This window comes from Leifsonia poae (assembly GCF_050632195.1).
In the GTDB taxonomy this organism is placed as follows: domain Bacteria; phylum Actinomycetota; class Actinomycetes; order Actinomycetales; family Microbacteriaceae; genus Leifsonia; species Leifsonia poae_C.
Genome location: NZ_CP192580.1, coordinates 166,281 through 181,811 on the forward strand (window position 1 = coordinate 166,281; position 15,531 = coordinate 181,811).

At 67.9% G+C, this 15,531-nt stretch carries 17 protein-coding genes and 2 pseudogenes; 3 read left to right on the forward strand and 16 right to left on the reverse strand.

The window, feature by feature from the left end:
* The first annotated feature begins 52 nt into the window (after nucleotides 1-52).
* Nucleotides 53-331 (forward strand): hypothetical protein, encoded by a 279-nt coding sequence (locus tag ACQ86A_RS00920; RefSeq protein ID WP_431278778.1) that lies wholly within the window; start codon nucleotides 53-55, stop codon nucleotides 329-331.
* A 101-nt stretch (nucleotides 332-432) separates the two neighbouring features.
* Here ACQ86A_RS00920 and ACQ86A_RS00925 read toward each other — a convergent pair whose 3' ends face one another.
* From ACQ86A_RS00925 to ACQ86A_RS00940, 4 genes are read right to left on the reverse strand one after another with little or no spacing between them, the layout of a single operon-like run.
* The gene (locus tag ACQ86A_RS00925) at nucleotides 433-1,602 is read right to left on the reverse strand and encodes a flagellar hook protein FlgE (RefSeq protein WP_431278779.1); all 1,170 of its coding nucleotides are present in this window, start codon (nucleotides 1,600-1,602) and stop codon (nucleotides 433-435) included.
* A 22-nt stretch (nucleotides 1,603-1,624) separates the two neighbouring features.
* A complete protein-coding gene (locus tag ACQ86A_RS00930) occupies nucleotides 1,625-2,071 on the reverse strand; it encodes a flagellar hook assembly protein FlgD (protein WP_431278780.1) in 447 nt (148 codons plus the stop codon).
* Nucleotides 2,072-2,090: 19 nt separating this feature from the next.
* Entirely contained in the window at nucleotides 2,091-3,581 is a 1,491-nt protein-coding gene (locus ACQ86A_RS00935; protein WP_431278781.1) for a flagellar hook-length control protein FliK, read from the reverse strand.
* The gene (locus tag ACQ86A_RS00940; RefSeq protein WP_431278782.1) at nucleotides 3,578-4,261 is read right to left on the reverse strand and encodes a C40 family peptidase; all 684 of its coding nucleotides are present in this window, start codon (nucleotides 4,259-4,261) and stop codon (nucleotides 3,578-3,580) included. Before ACQ86A_RS00940 ends, ACQ86A_RS00935 begins: the two co-directional genes overlap by 4 nt.
* Before the next feature lie 215 nt (nucleotides 4,262-4,476).
* On the opposite strand from ACQ86A_RS00940, the gene ACQ86A_RS00945 reads away from it, so the two are divergent.
* Nucleotides 4,477-4,650: a hypothetical protein gene (locus tag ACQ86A_RS00945; protein ID WP_431278783.1), complete on the forward strand. Its 174-nt coding sequence runs from the start codon at nucleotides 4,477-4,479 to the stop codon at nucleotides 4,648-4,650.
* 40 nt (nucleotides 4,651-4,690) lie between these two features.
* Here ACQ86A_RS00945 and ACQ86A_RS00950 read toward each other — a convergent pair.
* From ACQ86A_RS00950 to ACQ86A_RS01005, 12 genes and pseudogenes are all read right to left on the reverse strand, one after another.
* A pseudogene (locus ACQ86A_RS00950) lies at nucleotides 4,691-6,018 on the reverse strand (FliI/YscN family ATPase).
* Nucleotides 6,019-6,026: 8 nt separating this feature from the next.
* Nucleotides 6,027-6,623 carry a FliH/SctL family protein gene (locus ACQ86A_RS00955; RefSeq protein WP_431278784.1) on the reverse strand — a complete coding sequence of 199 codons (597 nt, stop codon included), beginning with the start codon at nucleotides 6,621-6,623 and terminating at the stop codon, nucleotides 6,027-6,029.
* Nucleotides 6,613-7,629, reverse strand: coding sequence for a flagellar motor switch protein FliG (gene fliG, locus ACQ86A_RS00960; protein ID WP_431278785.1), 1,017 nt, complete (start codon nucleotides 7,627-7,629; stop codon nucleotides 6,613-6,615). Before fliG ends, ACQ86A_RS00955 begins: the two co-directional genes overlap by 11 nt.
* A pseudogene (gene fliF, locus ACQ86A_RS00965) lies at nucleotides 7,626-9,223 on the reverse strand (flagellar basal-body MS-ring/collar protein FliF). Before fliF ends, fliG begins: the two are co-directional and overlap by 4 nt.
* On the reverse strand, nucleotides 9,223-9,537 hold the full coding sequence (fliE, locus tag ACQ86A_RS00970) for a flagellar hook-basal body complex protein FliE (protein WP_431278786.1): 315 nt from the start codon (nucleotides 9,535-9,537) through the stop codon (nucleotides 9,223-9,225). The pseudogene fliF and the gene fliE overlap by 1 nt, the downstream one beginning before the upstream one ends.
* Nucleotides 9,537-9,929, reverse strand: a complete 393-nt coding sequence (locus ACQ86A_RS00975) for a flagellar basal body rod protein FlgC (RefSeq protein WP_431278787.1) — start codon at nucleotides 9,927-9,929, stop codon at nucleotides 9,537-9,539. The genes fliE and ACQ86A_RS00975 overlap by 1 nt, the downstream gene beginning before the upstream one ends.
* Nucleotides 9,929-10,270, reverse strand: coding sequence for a flagellar basal body rod protein FlgB (locus ACQ86A_RS00980; RefSeq protein ID WP_431278788.1), 342 nt, complete (start codon nucleotides 10,268-10,270; stop codon nucleotides 9,929-9,931). Before ACQ86A_RS00980 ends, ACQ86A_RS00975 begins: the two co-directional genes overlap by 1 nt.
* A 393-nt stretch (nucleotides 10,271-10,663) precedes the next feature.
* Nucleotides 10,664-10,984, reverse strand: a complete 321-nt coding sequence (locus ACQ86A_RS00985; protein ID WP_431278789.1) for a hypothetical protein — start codon at nucleotides 10,982-10,984, stop codon at nucleotides 10,664-10,666.
* Nucleotides 10,971-11,429, reverse strand: coding sequence for a flagellar export chaperone FliS (fliS, locus tag ACQ86A_RS00990; RefSeq protein ID WP_431278790.1), 459 nt, complete (start codon nucleotides 11,427-11,429; stop codon nucleotides 10,971-10,973). Before fliS ends, ACQ86A_RS00985 begins: the two co-directional genes overlap by 14 nt.
* Nucleotides 11,426-12,808, reverse strand: a complete 1,383-nt coding sequence (gene fliD, locus ACQ86A_RS00995; protein WP_431278791.1) for a flagellar filament capping protein FliD — start codon at nucleotides 12,806-12,808, stop codon at nucleotides 11,426-11,428. The genes fliS and fliD overlap by 4 nt, the downstream gene beginning before the upstream one ends.
* A gap of 92 nt (nucleotides 12,809-12,900) precedes the next feature.
* Nucleotides 12,901-13,734, reverse strand: a complete 834-nt coding sequence (locus ACQ86A_RS01000; RefSeq protein ID WP_431278792.1) for a flagellin — start codon at nucleotides 13,732-13,734, stop codon at nucleotides 12,901-12,903.
* A 90-nt stretch (nucleotides 13,735-13,824) separates the two neighbouring features.
* Nucleotides 13,825-14,640, reverse strand: a complete 816-nt coding sequence (locus ACQ86A_RS01005) for a sigma-70 family RNA polymerase sigma factor (RefSeq protein WP_431278793.1) — start codon at nucleotides 14,638-14,640, stop codon at nucleotides 13,825-13,827.
* A gap of 392 nt (nucleotides 14,641-15,032) precedes the next feature.
* Between ACQ86A_RS01005 and flgN the strand changes: the two genes are divergently transcribed.
* Nucleotides 15,033-15,524, forward strand: a complete 492-nt coding sequence (gene flgN, locus ACQ86A_RS01010; protein WP_431280500.1) for a flagellar export chaperone FlgN — start codon at nucleotides 15,033-15,035, stop codon at nucleotides 15,522-15,524.
* The last annotated feature ends 7 nt before the right edge of the window (nucleotides 15,525-15,531 follow it).

The window sequence follows — 15,531 nt, forward strand, 5'->3', positions numbered from 1 at the left end:
CGGCACCAGCGAAGCATCGCGGTGGCATAGGAGATGAGCTAGCTTGAGGCCCATGAAGCAGACCGATGATGGCTCCATCTTCACTCCCAGCTTTACGACGTTGTGTCTGGCAATCGTGCTCGGCGCCCCGTTCTTGCTCGGATCGACGTTGTTGGTAATGGCTTGGGTACAGGCGGCAACCTATGACGGCGTAGGAGACAGCAGTGTTCACGATCTGCTCATTTGGGGGTTTTGGCTCGCCCCGATCAGCCTGGCCGGATTGGTTCCGCTCGTAACCTGGCGCGTCGCTGCTTGGCGCGACCGTACGAGCAGCGCAATTCGAGGTGTCTGAGCAGCAGGTACCAGCTTCAGCACAGTCGGGACAAAAAAGAGAAGGGCTCCCAGCGTTGAGCTGGAAGCCCTTCTGCAAACGGGACAATTTAGTCCCGGAGACTAGCGCTTCAGGTTCGTCAGCTCCTGCAGCACCTCATCGGAGGTGGTGATGATGCGGGCGTTCGCCTGGAAGCCGCGCTGGGCGACGATCAGGTTGGTGAACTCCTGCGAGAGGTCGACGTTCGACATCTCGAGCGAACCGCTCTGGAGGCTGCCGAGGCCGTCTTCGCCGGGTCCACCGAACTGCGCGGCGCCCGAGTTGACTGTGGCCAGGTAGGTCGATCCGCCGGCCTTCTCGAGTCCGCCCGGGTTGACGAAGGTCGCGAGGGCGATGCGGCCGACCGACTGGCGCTCGCCGTTCGAGAAGAGGCCGGTGATCGTGCCGTCCTTGTCGAGGGTGAAGGATTCGAGCGTGCCCGCCGCGCGGCCGTTCTGGTCCTTGAAGGCGACGGTCGTGATGTCCGCGTATCCGGTGACGCCGGTGAGGTCGACGTTCACACCGCCGACGGCGAGGGTGCCGCCGGTCGTGAGCACGCCGTTCGTGAACGTGAGCGCTCCCGTGCCGTTGGCCGTGCCGTCGGTGCCCGCCACATCCCAGCCACCGGCTGTGCGGGTGAAGGTCAGCGTGAGGTTGCGCGGGGCGCCGTTCGCGTCGTAGACCTTGATGTCGCGTACCAGCTGGTCGCCGACGGCCGCGGTCGATGGCAGGTTGCCCGTGATCGTGCCTGCGGTGGTAGCGGATGCGGGGGCAACGGCCTTCAGCGGGATCGTCACGTCGCCGAGCGCTCCGCCCTGCTGCACGACACCGTTCACGGCGTTCCAGCCCTGGAGGATGGCTCCGCCGGGGCCGACGAGGCGGCCCTGTGCATCCGGGTCGAAGGATCCGTCGCGGGTGTACTGGGTCTGGCCGCCGACGTTGACGACGAAGAAGCCGTCGCCGTTGATCATCATGTCGGTCGGGCGTCCGGTCGCCTGTGCGGCGCCCTGGGTGAAGTTGGTCGCAATGCCGGCAACGAGAACGCCGAGGCCGATCTGCGCCGGGTTGGTGCCTCCCGTCTGAGCGCCCGGACCGCTGGCGCCCTTCACGAGCTGGGAGAGCGTGTCTTGGAACTGCACGGCGCCGGACTTGAAGCCGGTCGTGTTGACGTTGGCGATGTTGTTGCCCGTCACGTCGAGCATGGTCTGGTGCGAGCGGAGGCCGGAGATTCCGGAGTAGAGCGAGCGAAGCATGTTCGTGCCTTTCTGTGGTGGGTCAGACGGTGGTGGCCGGCGCGGGGCTCACCACGCCGGAGATCGAGTCGAGGGGGATCTTCTGGTCGCCGACGGTGACGACCGGAACGGATCCCTCATAGGAGACGGAGGTTGCGAGGCCGCTCTTCGTGGCGCCGTCCTTGTCGAGGTAGTTCACGGTGTGGCCGACGAGGTTGGCCGCGGCCATACGCATCTGGAGGGCGAAGTTCTCCGTGTTGGTGCTGTCCATGCTGGTCATCTTCTCCATCATCGCCAGCTGGGTCGTCTGCGCGATCATCTGGTTGGTGTCCAGCGGAGAGCTCGGATCCTGGTTCTGCAGCTGCGTCACCAGCAGCTTCATGAACGCCTCGCTGTCGAGGCTCTGGCTGGGCGTGCGGGTCGGCTGCGTCACGTAGATGCCGCTGGCGGCGGCGGTGTCGCTCGATCCGGATACGGGGTCGACGGCCATGGTTGCTTCCTTCTTTCGCCTAGACGACGAGGTCGATGGTGTGGACGGGCTCGCCCGGGCGGTGCGCCCGCGGCTGCGTCTGGTCGGGGTCGACGGATGCGCGGGGCGCGTTCTGCGCCCGGCCTCCGTTCGCGTTCTGCTGGCCCTGCGACAGCCAGGCCGGACGTTCTTCACCGTTCGGCGAGGGCTGGTTCTGCGACGACAGGTCGAGGGATCCGCTGAGTCCGGCACCGGACAGGTCGCGCCGGAGGTCGGGCAGGATCGAGCGCAGCGCATCCCGGCCGCCGTCCGTCGGCGCGAACAGCTCGACGCGCACCCCCTCGGCACCAACGTGCGCGCGAACGGTGACAGGCCCGAACGCTTCGGGCGTGACGTGCACGGTCATCACGTGGTCGCCGCGGCCGGCCGAAGCGAGGGTGAACAGCGGTCGTGACAGCTGCGAGGGCAGGTCGGGCGCGGTGTTCGCCGGCGCTGAGGCGGGTGCGGATGCGGCGGTCGGGGATGTAGGAGCGACCGGCTGCGCGGGCGCTACGGTCGGCGCGGTGGCGGTTGGCGCAGGAGCTGCGACGGTCTGTGTCGTTTGCTGCTCGCTGCGCGCTGCCGGGACGGGCTCCGCCGACATAGAACTGGACGCGGATGCAGACCCGCTGACAGCCGTCGACGTGGCGGAAGCCGCTGTCCCGTTGGCATTGGCGGAGGTCGTCGGCGCGGTAGCAGCGGCAGACACCGCAGCCGGAACGAGAGCCGGCGCGCTTGGCGCAGGCTTGGTCGCGGCGGATGAGTTCTGGTCACCGTCCTGTGCGCTCTGCCCGCCATTCCCGCCACCGGATGTGTCGCTCGACGCGGTCTCGGCGGACTGGAGTCGACCCGCAAGCGCATCGAGCCCTCCCGAGGCGCCATTCGTTGCGCTGGCGACAGGAGCGGTCGATGCAGTCTTGGCATCCCCCCGGGCGACCGCGGGAACAACCGCAGCGGGTGCGGCGGCAGCGGCTGCGGCGGCATCGTAGGGCACCGCAGGGATCGCGGTGCTCGTTGCCGGATTCGCCTGACCGGCGGCCGGCACCGAGGGAGCGGCCGCCTCGACAGCGCCGGTCGTCGACGGAACGGGCGAGGACGGCGAAGCGGAACCTGTTCCGGTACCAGCGATCGCCGCGGAGAGTGCAGATGCGGCCGCAGCCGCCGCGGGCGTCGCCGTGGCGGAAGCCGGCGCTTCCAGAGTCGGTGTCGCGTCGGCCGACGAACCGGCCGCGGCAGACGCATCCTGAACCGGCTTGTCGTCGCGTGGCGCGCCCGCCGACTGCGATCCCGTCGCCGTGTCGTGCGGCCGCTGCTCGCGGTGCGCATCCTTCACCGCAGGCTTACGCTTCTCCCCCGCCGCCGGACCCGACGGCTCTGACGCGCCCTTGAGGAACTCGCCGAACGAATCGCCTGCAGAGGCTTTCCGAGCGCCCGCCCCCGATGCGTTGTGCGCAGCGGGCGCTTGAGTCGGCGCCGATACCACGGGGCTCACAGTGAGGCTCCCGACAGCATCGATTGGAACAGCGACTGCAGCGCGCTCGCCTGAGCGTTCGACAGTCCGGACCCGAAGAGTCCCGAGGCGCTCGAAGCGGCAGCGCTGGCCGTCGCGGTCGACGCCTGCGGCACCACCCGGCGAATCGTGTCGATCTGAGAATCGTCCATGTACGCCTCCACCAGTCGCACGTCTTTGCCCGGTCGGGGCGCGTGAATCACCTTGTGATCTCCGGCGTAGATCAGGATGTGCTCCCCACCGCCCGTGACGATGAGGTCGCCGGGCTGCGCCTGCGCGAGCGACGGCACCTCCGTTCCGAGCTTCGCCTGGCCGGAGACCAGTCGCGGAACGTCGATGCCGAGGTCCTTGTAGACCCGCTGCACCAGTCCCGAGCAGTCGATGCCCGCCGAGGTCGTTCCGCCGAAGACGTATGGCACGCCGAGATACTTCTTCGCGTCGGCGACCACGTCGGCCCCGGTGACGGTTCCGTCGCCGAGCGTGCTGCTCGCATCCGTCGTGCCGAGGGCTCCCGCGAGCGCGTCCGCGAAGTCCGTCGCGCTCGTTCCGGAGGTCGCCGACGAGCTCGTGCTGCTCGTCGAGGCGACCTTGGTCGGGTTCTCCAGCTGCACCAGAGTGGACTGGATCTGCGCGATGCGGCTGAGCGCATCCGTGACCGTCATGCTTCTCCCCTTCGCGCTCGCGCACCCAGGCGCCCGTGGCGACCTCGTCGATGGCGGCCTGTTCCGTGGTCAGGTCGTGGGCGGTGACCCCGGCGATGTGCCGGGTCTCAAGCTTCTCGAGGCCGACCGCGCGCGCCTTCGCCGCGCTGAACGCGGCTTGCGCCTGCACCGCTTCGCCCTCGGCTCGCTCGCTCAGCGCCGCGAGATCCGCGAGCATGCTGCGACTGGATGCACGCGCAGCGGCCACCGCGAACAGCGAGTTCGCGTCGGTCGCCTCGAGCGAGACATTGTGCAGCGCGGCGATGGCCCGAGCCTGGCGCTCCCCGACGTCGCGACGCAACGCGTTGGCGGCGGCGAGATCGCTCGCCGCGTGGTCCTTCTCGATCTGACGCAGCCGGAGCAACCCGGCCAGCGGGAACGTTCGAGCCATCACACACCTCCGAGCTGGGCGACGAGCGCTTCGAGCCGGATCCAGGCGTCGGCCGTGTTCGCGGGGTCGCCGAGGTTCTGGCGCAGGAACGCGTTGATGGCGTCTTCGTGCGCAACAGCCGCATCCACTTTCGGATTGCTGCCGGGCTTGTACGCGCCGACGTCGAGCAGGTCCTGCGCAGCGACCTTGGCCGCCAGGATGCTCCGCAGCGCCACCGCCGCCGCTCGCTGCTGCGGTGTGGTCACCCGCGAAGCGAGCCGGGAGATCGAGCCGAGCACATCCACCGAGGGAAGTGTCCGACGACGGCCAGGCGCCGATCCATCACCACATGCCCGTCGAGGATCGAGCGCGCAGCGTCGGCGATCGGCTCGTTGTGGTCGTCGCCGTCCACGAGAACCGTGTACATGCCGGTGATCGAGCCGACCTCGCCAGTGCCGGCGCGCTCGAGCAGCTGCGCGAGGAGCGAGAACGTCGAGGGCGGGTAGCCGCGCGTGGCCGGCGGTTCGCCGACCGAGAGGCCGATCTCGCGCTGCGCCATCGCGACGCGGGTGAGGGAGTCCATCATCAGCATCGCGTGCGCGCCCTGGTCCCGGAACGACTCTGCGATCCGCGTCGCCACAAAGGCGGCGCGCAGCCGCATGATCGCGGGCTCGTCCGAGGTCGCGACGACGACGATCGAGCGAGCGAGACCCTCGGCCCCGAGGTCGTCTTCAAGGAACTCGCGAACTTCGCGCCCGCGCTCCCCCACCAGGGCGATGACCGAGACCTCGGCCTCCGTTCCGCGGGCGATCATCGACAGCAGCGACGACTTGCCGACACCGGAGCCGGCGAAGAGTCCGAGGCGCTGACCGCGGCCGACCGTCACCATCGTGTCGAGCACGCGCACGCCGAGGCCGAGCGGGGTCTGGATGCGAGCCCGGCGCATTGCCTCGGGGGCCCGGTGGTCGAGCGAAACGTAGGTGTCGGCCTCTATCGGACCCTTGCCATCGACGGGACGGCCGAGCGCGTCGATGACGCGCCCGAGCATCCCGCGCCCTGTCGGAACGAGCATGGGCGTGCGGACCGCACGCGCCGGTGCGCCTGCAGCGATGCCGGTCAGGCGTCCGAATGGCATGCACCGGATGCGGTCCTGCGTCGTCGCGACGACCTCGGCGTGCACTCCCGGGTTCTCACCGATCGTGACGAGATCACCGATCGCAGCGTCGATCCCGCTCAGCTCGGCGCCCAGACCGACGACGCTCGCGACCCGGCCGACGCGTTCGGGACGTGCGGCGGCCGCAGCGGCCGTGATCCGGCTACTGAAGACGGTCTCGACCTCTCTGGCCATGAGCGCAGTCATCCGAGGGCCTCACGGGCACGGTCGAGGGCGGTCCGGATGCGCGCATCCAGCCACCCTTCCGGCAGCTCGCCGATCGCATCGCCAGGAGCGAGCGCCGGGTCGGCGACGAAGCGGAGCTCGCCCTGCGGGACGATCGGCGACAGCACCTCGAGGTCGTCCGGGTTGAGCCGGACGACTCCGACCTCTCCCGCAACCTCACTGTCGAGCACGCGGGCGACCGCGGACCGGGCAGCGGCGAGCCGATCGCTCTGTGCGCTCCCGATCACGGCTTCAGCCAGCTCGAAAGCGGCGGCGATCAAGGCCTGTTCGGCCTCCGCAAGCACCGGCACGGTGCACTCGGTGAGGTCGACGGCGGCCGAGCGCAGCGTCGAGGCGACGTGCGCCAGACGAACCGTCGCAGCCTCGTTCTCGAGCACGCGCTCGGCCTCGGCCGCGTCCGCCCAAGCCGCCTGCTCGACGGCCGCGGCGCGCAGGCCGTCGGCATACCCCGCGGCGAACCCGCGAGAGCGGGCCGTCTCGGTGGCGGCATGCAGCTGATCCGTCTCGGCCAGAACCGGGATCGGCATACGTGCGAACACGACGTCATTCGACATAGGTGTCCTCGTCGGTGCGCTGCACGGTGATCGCGCCCTCGGCCTCGAGGTCGCGGATGGCGCGAACGATCTCGGCCCGCGCATCCTCGACCTGCGACAGACGCACCGGCCCGAGCACGCGGATCTCGTCTTCCAGGATCTCTTTGTTGCGCTCCGACAGGTTGGTCGTGATGATCTCGATGACCGGCTCGCTCGCGCCCTTCATGGCCACGGCGAGCAGCGCCGCATCGATGCCGCGCAGCACCTGCTGCACATCGCGGGCTTCGAGCTTCACGATGTCGGCGAAGGTGAGCATGCGCGAGCGCACTTCCTCCGCGAGCTCGGGGTTGCGACGTTCGAGGGCTTCGAGCAGGGCCTTCTCCATGCTGGCGTCGGCCCGGTTGATGATCTCGACCAGCGGCTGCACTCCGCCGACCACATCCGACTCCCGGGAAGAGACCACGGCACTCGCGCGCTGCTTGAGGGTGTCCGCGACGACGCGCACGGCATCGGGGCTCGCGCTGCCCATCGTCGCGATCGCGTGCGCGACCTCGGTGCGAAGCTCCTCCTCGAGTCCGGAGAGCACTCGGGAAGCGTGGTCGGCGCGAAGGTGCGCGAGGATCAGCGCGATCGTCTGCGGCAGCTCCCCCGCCACCAGCATCTGGATCTGACCGGGCTCGACCGTGTCGAGGAACTCGAACTGCTTGCCGGCCATCGTCGACGCCACGCGGTTCATCACACCGACGGCCTTCTCGGCGCCGAAGGATGCTTCGAGCAGCCCGACCGCGATGTCGCGGCCGCCGCGGGTCGTCATCCCACCCCGCACGGTGATGTCGTGGAACTCGCTCATCGCCCGCTCAGCGATCGCGGGGTCGACGCGGCGCAGCCGCAGGATCTCCGCGGTGATCTCGTCGGCCTCGGTCTCCGAGAACTGCTTCATCACCTGCGCGGCGCGCTGCTGATCCATGTTCATCAGCACGACCGCCGCCTTCTGGGCGCCGGTCAGCGGGGTCTTGAGGTCGTTCATGCGTTCTGCCGATCCTCCATGAGGCTGCGGAGGAACTCAGCCGTCTTCTGCGGGTCCCGCTCGGCGAGCGCCTCGATCTCGGCGCGGCGGCGGTCGGCCTCGACCTCGGCCGGTGCCGGAGCATCCGGAACCGGGTCGAGCTGCATGGGCACGGTCGGCGCGGGCTGCTCGATCGGCATCGCGAACGGAGTTGCTCCGAACGCCAGCGATTCGGCGTCTTCGGCGAGTTCGGCCTGCTCGGCGGCGCGCTTGCGGCCCCGGCGGAAGAGTGCGAACAGGATGATCGCCGCCGCCACGATGGCGCCCGCGATGACGGAGGTGCGGATGATTCCGCTGAGCTGGTCGGCCGCTGCCGCATCCTTGGTCGCCTGGAGTGCCTTGGCCGCCTCAGTAGCGCTCGCCTGGGAGAAGTTGACCATCTCGACACTCACAGAGTCGCCGCGCTTCACATCGATGCCGGCCGCAGCGTTCACGAGGTTGCGCACCTCGGTCGCGCTGATGCCGTCGACCGCGTCCTTGTTCAGCGCCACCGAGACGGTCTGACGGTTGATCGTGCCGGCCGGGATGGTGCGCTGTTCGGTCACCTTGTCGATCGCGTTGTCCTTGGTCGACGACTGCGAGTTGAAGGTGCCGTCGCCCGTGGTCCCGTTCGGTACCGCGATGTTGTCGGGACCGAGCACTCCTGCGGCCGAGCCACCGGAGCCGGTGTACGTCTCGGTGTTGGTCGTCTCGCTCAGCGAGGGCGCATCCGTCGGGGTCGTGAAGGACTCTTCGGTGCGCTGTGCAGACTCCTTACTCAGGTCGGCCGCCACGACGACGGTCGCGTTCCCCGGGCCGACGACCTTGTCGAGCATCGCCTGCACCGCGGAGCGAACGCGGGTCTCGTAGTCGCTCGCCTGCTTGTCCGCTCCCCGACGGCGCCCGTGCCCACAGCGCTGAGCACGGTTCCGGATGCGTCGATCACCGCGACGTCCGTCGGCTGCATGCCCGTGATCGCCGCGCTCGTGAGGTGCACGATCGCCTGCACCTGGTCTTCGCTCAGCGTCACGCCGTTCTGGGTCTCGACGAAGACGGACGCCGTCGGGTCCTTCTTCTCGGAGACGAACACCGTGTCTTCCGGGATCGCGAGGCGGACGGATGCGGTCTTCACGCCCTTCATGGCGCCGATCGTCGCCCCGAGCTCACCCTCCATCGCGCGCTTGTACGTGACGGACTGCTGGAACTCCGAGGAGGTGACGCCCATCTTGTCGAGCAGCGAGTATCCGCCCGTGCTCGACGACGGGAGGCCTGCCGACGCCGCCTTCAGTCGCTCGTCGTAGACCTTCTCCTGCGGAACGAGGATCGTGGCGCCGCCGTCGGCGAGCTGGTACGAGACGCCGTCGGTCTTGAGCTGGTCGACGATGCTCGACGCATCCGTCGCCTGCAGTCCGGAGAACAGCGGGGTGTACGAGGGCTGAGCCGCCCACATCGTGAGGCCCGTGATCCCCAACGCGACAACGGCGACGCCGATGATGGCGATCGTGCGCTGGGCGAAGGAGAACCCGCGGATCGTCTCACCGATCCGACGGAAGAAGCTCGTGACCTGCTGAGGCATCAGGCCTGCATCCTCATGATCTCGTTGAACGCGTCGACGGCCTTGTTACGGACGCCTGCGACGAGTTCCAGCGTGACCTGAGCCCGTGAGGATGCAATCGTCGCGTTGTGGATGTCGTCGAGGTTGCCCGTGACCGCCTGGATGGAGAGCTGGTCGGAGGTCGACTGCAGCTGCTGCAGGTTGTCGACGGCGCCCGTGAGTGCGTTGCCGAAAGACGCTCCGCCGGTGGCGGAGGTACCGGATACACCGGACGCTGCCGACAGGGCGGCGGTGGGGTCGACTGCGCTGACGGCGCCGATAGCGGGGATGGTCATCAGTTGCGTCCGATCTCGAGGGCTGCCTGGTACGTCTCTTTCGCACGGTCGACGACCGCGGCGTTCGCCTGGTAGCCGCGCTGCGCCATGATGAGGGCTCCCATCTGGGAGCCGAGGTCGATATCCGGGTACCTGACGTACCCCTTCTCGTCCGCGATGGGGTTGTCGGGCTCGTAGACCATGCGGCCCTCGGCGCTGCCGTATGCCGCGCCCGCCACGTACGCTCCGGACACGCCCTCGCCCTCCTGCGCCACGACGTACCGCGCCTGGAAGGCGGCGCCGTCGGTGGGCTTGGCGGTGTTGATGTTCGCCATATTGTCCGAGATGGCGTCGAGCCACTTGCGGTGCAGGGTCAGGCCCGTACCGGCGATGCCGATCGCGTCGAATGTCATCAGCTCGTCCTCAGGGCCGCGCGGATCGCCGTGAACTGGTTGCCGGCCGCCTGGGAGGCGAACTGGAAGCGCAGCACGGTGTCCACGTTGGACAGGGTCTCGGTATCGAGGTTCACGTTGTTGCCGTCGAGCCGGGTGGGTTCGAGGGAACGCGCCGTCGTGGCGGATGCGTGGCCGTCGCCCTGGGCGACCGACTGCGCGAGCGCATCCTCGAACGACACACGCTCGGCGGTGTAGCCCGGGGTGTTGACGTTCGCGATGTTGTTGGCGATCGCGCGCTGGCGGGCGGCGAGGCCGTCGAGAGCGCTGGCGAGCGCCGCGCTTGTCACGGATTCGAGCACTTGGACACCCCATCGGAAGTCGTCAAATGGCTTCGGCCCATCCATGGCCAGTTCGGCGAGCGATCCGTGCTCGAAGACTGCTATCGGCAGCGCGGTCCGGATGGTTAGGGACGGTTCGAAATCGTTCCGAGAATCGGCCCGCATCGGGCGCAGATCGGCCGTTTCCCCACAACGTCATCCACAGCTTCTGGCACGGTGTGAATTACACGTCGGTAATTTCGAAGAGACTTTCGAAGGTCACGATTCGAAAGATAAATAGCCGATCAGAGGGCTTTTACCGACCGACACGCCCGTGTGATTTCTCACAGCCCGCGCGTGTCCTCCACACGTTTCTGGTGATCATCCACCGCTTGTCCACAACGTTATCCACAGGTAGGAACAGATGAGGAGAAGTCAGCCGATCAGGTCGAAGTAGACCGGGTGCGCTCCGGGCTCCGCGGGCGGTACCGAACGCACGGCGGCGAGGTGCTTAGCGGTCGTCTGACGTACGTCTTCGAGGTAGCGGATCGTGTGCAGCTGGGCCTCGAGAAGGCGGGCCGCGCGCTCCACCAACTCGGGCGGGATCGGCCCGAGGGCGATCGGTGGACGCCACGGCACGGGGTCGATCTGGGCGACCGCCCGCTGGAGGTCGAGTTCGACGCGACCCAGAGCATCGTGCCAGTCGCGGACGACCTCGGACTCGGCCTCCTCGGCCCACAGCTCACGCGATTCCAAGATCACGAGCCTCCCCGGTCGACGAGCCGGACGAATCGTAAGACGTGCTCGCACTCGCCGCCGGCAGCAGCGCTGCGGCCTCGTGCCAGGTCTGACGGAGGGGCTCGATGAGCGAGCGGGCTTCGCTCACCTTCGCGACATCGCGGTCGATGTTGCCGCTGACGATGAGCTCCGACACGTAGATGTAGAGCTGCAGTAGACCATCGGCTCCGCTCCAGGCGTCGAGCCGCAGGGATCCCGAGAGTTCGTCCACGATCTGGTCGGCGTGCCGCAGGTTCTCCCATGCGACGGCCCAATTCTGCTCGCCGAGCGCTGTCTCGGCACGCGAGAGGTCGAGCACCAGGCGGTCGTAGAGCATGGTCAGCAGGCGTACCGGCGACGCCGAGAGCACGGCGTCGCGGTTGTATGCGGAGAGTTTCGCGACAGCGCCATTCATCAGGGTCATGACGAACTCGTAGAGAGCGATGCGAGCTGTCCCGTCAGCCACGACGACTGCGACTGCAATTGCTGCAGCTGCACTTCGAGGTTGGCGTAAGTCTTTTCGAGGGTCGACCGCCGGTCGGCCAAGCGCACGTCCCAGTCGGCGACCTGGTCGCTGAGACCCTTGACCGTCTTCTGCTCACCGGTGATCTTGGTGGTGACCGTGCCGTCGTGCTTGTCGCTGATCAGGCCCGCCGCGTCCGCGACCCGCGCCGCCACTGCCTGGACCGCGGCCTTCGTCTTGTCCGGATCCTTAGCCATCGCGGCGGCGAAGACGTCCTTGTCCAACGAGATCGAGCCGTCGCTGGCCACGACGATGCCGTAAGTGGAGGGTGAGATGCCGTCGATCGGCGCCTGCGCGGCGGCGGTGAGCTTCTGGTCCGCGTCGCGGACGGTCAGGTCGCCGGCGAAGGTGCCCGCCGTGACGACGGTGCCACCCGTGGAGTTCGTCGAGGTGGTCACCGCCTGCTGCTGGCTGATGAAGCTCAGGATGTCGTTGATACTGCCGACCAGTGAGCTCGCGACGTTCGTGATCGAGGCGTCGTCGCGGGCGATGGTCAGGGTGACAGGGGTGGTGGATGCGGTTGTGACCGAGACGGAGACGCCCGGCAGCACATCCGTGAAACTGTTGGTCGACGAGGTGACCACCTGCGCTGCGCCGGTTCCGGCCCAGAGCGTGAGTTGCGCATCCTGAGCCGCCCGCACCTGTGCGGCACCGGGCTCGGTGAGCAGATTCGTCGCCGTGCCGGCCGTGACGTCCGCGGGCGTTCCGCGGTACGCGGTGAACGACCCGGTCGCGCCGGTCTTGGTCGAGGAGAGCTGCAGGCGATAGAGCGGCTGACCCGAGGGGTCGAGTCCGGCTGAGACGCGGGTCGCGCTGACGCCGACGCCCGCCTTGTTGATCGCGGCGGCCACATCGGCGAGGGATGAGCTGGTGGCGGTGACCTGCGTCACCTTGCCGTCACTGCCGACGAACGTCAGAACGGGCGGCTGGTCGGGCCACTGCGTGAGCGGACCGGTCACGGTCACCTGGGACTGTGCGACCTTGTCGACCGTGAAGTCGATGGTGCCGTCGGTCGCTCCGGGACCAGCGGTAGCGGTCACGCTGGTGGAGCTGCTCGAGGCGGTGTGCAGGTCGACGCCGGCCGGCTTCGCGAGCTTGCCCGCGGAATCCGCGAGCGCTGCGACCTTGGAGTTCAGGGACTGCAGCGCAGTGATGTACGTGGTGGAGTCGGTGACCTTGTTCTTGAGGAGAGTCTGCGGGATCGCCTCCGCCTGCATGAGCTGGTTGATCAGCGACGTGGTGTCGAGCCCACTGATGAGCCCGTCGACGGCCATTCCCATGCGGTTCTCCCTCCTCGGTGTTTCGGCGGTGCTGGTGGATCAGTGGTGGCCAGGATGCGCTTTTGGGGCTGCGCATCCCGGCCACCTCACTGCTAGCGGAGCAGCTGCAGAACGCCCTGGCCGGACTGGTTGGCCTGAGCGAGCATCGCGGTGCCCGCCTGCGACAGGATGTTGGAGCGGGTGTACTTCACCATCTCCTCGGCCATGTCGGTGTCGGTGATCCGCGACGAAGCGGCCGACAGGTTCTCCTTGGACACGTTCAGGCTGCGAATCGTGCTCTCGAAGCGGTTCTGCACAGCACCGAGGTTGGCGCGAGCGGTCGACACGGCCGTGATCTGGGTGTCCAGAGCAGCGATCGAGGTCAGTGCGTTCGCGGAGGTGTCGAAGGTCAGCGCGCCGACGGCGGTGGCGACGGTCGCCACGTTCGCGCCGGACAGGTCGACCGCGATCTGGTCGTTGGCGGCAACGGAACCCGCACCGACCTGGAAGGTCAGCGTGGCGTTGGAGCCGTCGAGCAGCTTGATGCCGTTGAAGTTCGCGTCGCCCGAGATGCGGGTGAGCTCCTTCGTGAGCTGGTCGACCTCGGTCTTGATCGCGGTGCGCGAGTCGGCGTTGTTCGAGTCGTTGCCGGCCTGCACAGCGAGGTCACGCACACGCTGCAGGATCGAGTGGACCTCCGTCAGCTGACCTTCAGCGGTCTGCACGACGCTGATGCCGTCCTGAGCGTTGCGGGCGGCGACGGTGAGGCCACCGACCTGCGACTTCAGGCCCTCGGAGATGGCCAGGCCGGCCGCGTCGTCAGCCGCACGGTTGATGCGGAGGCCGCTGGACAGCTTCTCGAGCGACTTCGAGAGGTCGCTCTGCGTGTTGTTCAGGTTGCGGTAGGCGTTGTTGGCCGTGATGTTGGTGTTGATCTGCATACCCATGATTGCTTTCCTCCATGATTGGGTTCTTCGCCGCCCATCCGTGGGCGACATGGTGATCTATCGACCGCTTTGCAGCGTTCGTTAGAAGATTCAGGATGCGTTTCGCGCGGATGTGGTCGGGTGCGGTGCAAGCCGGGCCACGTTGGACACTGCGTGCTGGGCGAGGCGCGCCAGATATGCGCTGCGGCGGGCCTGCGAGGTCTTTGCCTCGATGACGGCCGGGTCGCCCTCGTCGGCGTAGTGCGTCGCCATTCCCTCGCGCATGAGGCGGATGGCCTCCGAGCGCTGCTGCGAGACGGCGGAGTGGGTGATCCCGAGCTCCTCGGCGATCTCGGTGACCGTGCGGTCGTCGAAGTAGATGGCCTGAACGATGGAGCGCATCCGTTCGGGCAGTGCCTCGACCGCGGCACGAACGTACGCGGTCTGCTCGGTGGCGAGCAGCGCATCCTCGGGCGACACGGCTTCCGAGACGAGGAACGACTCCGTCGTCTCGTCGAGAGTGCTCACGGTTCGGGATGCGTCCGACAGGCCCGCGGCGGCGGTCTCACGGTCGACTCCCAACGCGTTGGCGATCTCTTCGACCGTCGGCGTGCGTCCGAGTCCTGCGGTCAGGCTCTCCTGCACCGCCATGGTCTCTTTGATGCGCTTGCGAGCCGATCGGGTCGCCCAGTCGCTCGCTCGCATCTCATCGGCGAAAGCGCCGACGATACGGGTGCGGGCGTAAGCGCCGAACGGGATGCCAAGCGTCGGATCGAAGGCGTTCGCCGCGGTCACGAGGGCGACAGCCCCCGCCGATGCCAGGTCGTCGCGTGACAGATGCGTCGCGCGGGCGCACAAGTCGGAGACCAGGTAGCCGACGAGCGGCAGGTTCTCTACGACGAGCGTGTTGCGTTCAGTGCGGTTCACGCGGGCGACCCCTGTCCTTCTTCGCCGAGCACACTCCGCGCATCGTCGGGTGAACGAAACGTTGGGTGTTCTCGGGCGGTGCTGTTGATGTCCGGCCAGGGTTCGGGTGCCGGACAAGTGCTAGGAATCTTTCTCGGTGTTCACGGTAACAATCCAGGTGCCGCAAACACTTGCATTGCATGCCCCCACTACGGGGCAGCACCTACCCCCAGTAAGCGGGCTAGGTGTCGGAATGAGAAAAGCGATAGGGAGTTCAGCGATTTCCCGGTTCGTCGCCCCTAACATCGTCCCCAATGGTGCCGATGGTTGTTCTCGACGGCGAGTGACCCGCTAGCCGAGAAACCCGAGGGGACCAGGTGCGCACTTCGACTGACGAGGTAGTGGGGAGCGACATGGCCGCGAGCGAACTGTCCGCGCAGTTGTGGAAAGAACGCGAGCTGCTCGAGCTGCTGCTCTTCAAGCTGGAGGAGGAGCAGCTGCTGCTCACCGCCGGCAAGTCGCGCTGGATCTCCCATGCCACCCGAGAGGTCGAGCAGGTGATGGAGCGGATGCGCTCCGTCGGTCTCGCCCGCACCGTCGAGGTGGCCAGCCTCGCCGACGAGTGGGGGATCAGCCCCGACTCGTCCTTGCGCGAACTCGTGGCCGCCGCACCCGACGGCATCTGGGCCGACATCTTCGGCTCGCACCTTGCGGCCATGACCGAGCTCACCGGGCAGATCGCCGACGTGCGCGACACGAACGAGCGCCTGCTCCGCGAGGCGGCCCGGTCGACGCAGGAGACGATGAGCGGCCTGGCCGGCGGAGGCGACCCCGGGATCTACGGCGCGAGCGGCGAGAACCGGCCCGGCGCATCCGGGGCCCGGTTCTTCGACACGGAAGCGTAGGACCGAC

What these genes read in the sequence shown, in the direction of transcription:
- ACQ86A_RS00920 (WP_431278778.1), top strand. Translation starts at nt 53, where the DNA reads ATGAAGCAGACCGATGATGGCTCCATCTTCACTCCCAGCTTTACGACG.
- ACQ86A_RS00925 (WP_431278779.1), bottom strand. Translation starts at nt 1,602, where the DNA reads ATGCTTCGCTCGCTCTACTCCGGAATCTCCGGCCTCCGCTCGCACCAG.
- ACQ86A_RS00930 (WP_431278780.1), bottom strand. Translation starts at nt 2,071, where the DNA reads ATGGCCGTCGACCCCGTATCCGGATCGAGCGACACCGCCGCCGCCAGC.
- ACQ86A_RS00940 (WP_431278782.1), bottom strand. Translation starts at nt 4,261, where the DNA reads ATGACGGTCACGGATGCGCTCAGCCGCATCGCGCAGATCCAGTCCACT.
- ACQ86A_RS00945 (WP_431278783.1), top strand. Translation starts at nt 4,477, where the DNA reads ATGCTGCGACTGGATGCACGCGCAGCGGCCACCGCGAACAGCGAGTTC.
- ACQ86A_RS00955 (WP_431278784.1), bottom strand. Translation starts at nt 6,623, where the DNA reads ATGTCGAATGACGTCGTGTTCGCACGTATGCCGATCCCGGTTCTGGCC.
- fliG (WP_431278785.1), bottom strand. Translation starts at nt 7,629, where the DNA reads ATGAACGACCTCAAGACCCCGCTGACCGGCGCCCAGAAGGCGGCGGTC.
- fliE (WP_431278786.1), bottom strand. Translation starts at nt 9,537, where the DNA reads ATGACCATCCCCGCTATCGGCGCCGTCAGCGCAGTCGACCCCACCGCC.
- ACQ86A_RS00975 (WP_431278787.1), bottom strand. Translation starts at nt 9,929, where the DNA reads ATGACATTCGACGCGATCGGCATCGCCGGTACGGGCCTGACCCTGCAC.
- fliS (WP_431278790.1), bottom strand. Translation starts at nt 11,429, where the DNA reads ATGACCCTGATGAATGGCGCTGTCGCGAAACTCTCCGCATACAACCGC.
- fliD (WP_431278791.1), bottom strand. Translation starts at nt 12,808, where the DNA reads ATGGGAATGGCCGTCGACGGGCTCATCAGTGGGCTCGACACCACGTCG.
- ACQ86A_RS01000 (WP_431278792.1), bottom strand. Translation starts at nt 13,734, where the DNA reads ATGGGTATGCAGATCAACACCAACATCACGGCCAACAACGCCTACCGC.
- flgN (WP_431280500.1), top strand. Translation starts at nt 15,033, where the DNA reads ATGGCCGCGAGCGAACTGTCCGCGCAGTTGTGGAAAGAACGCGAGCTG.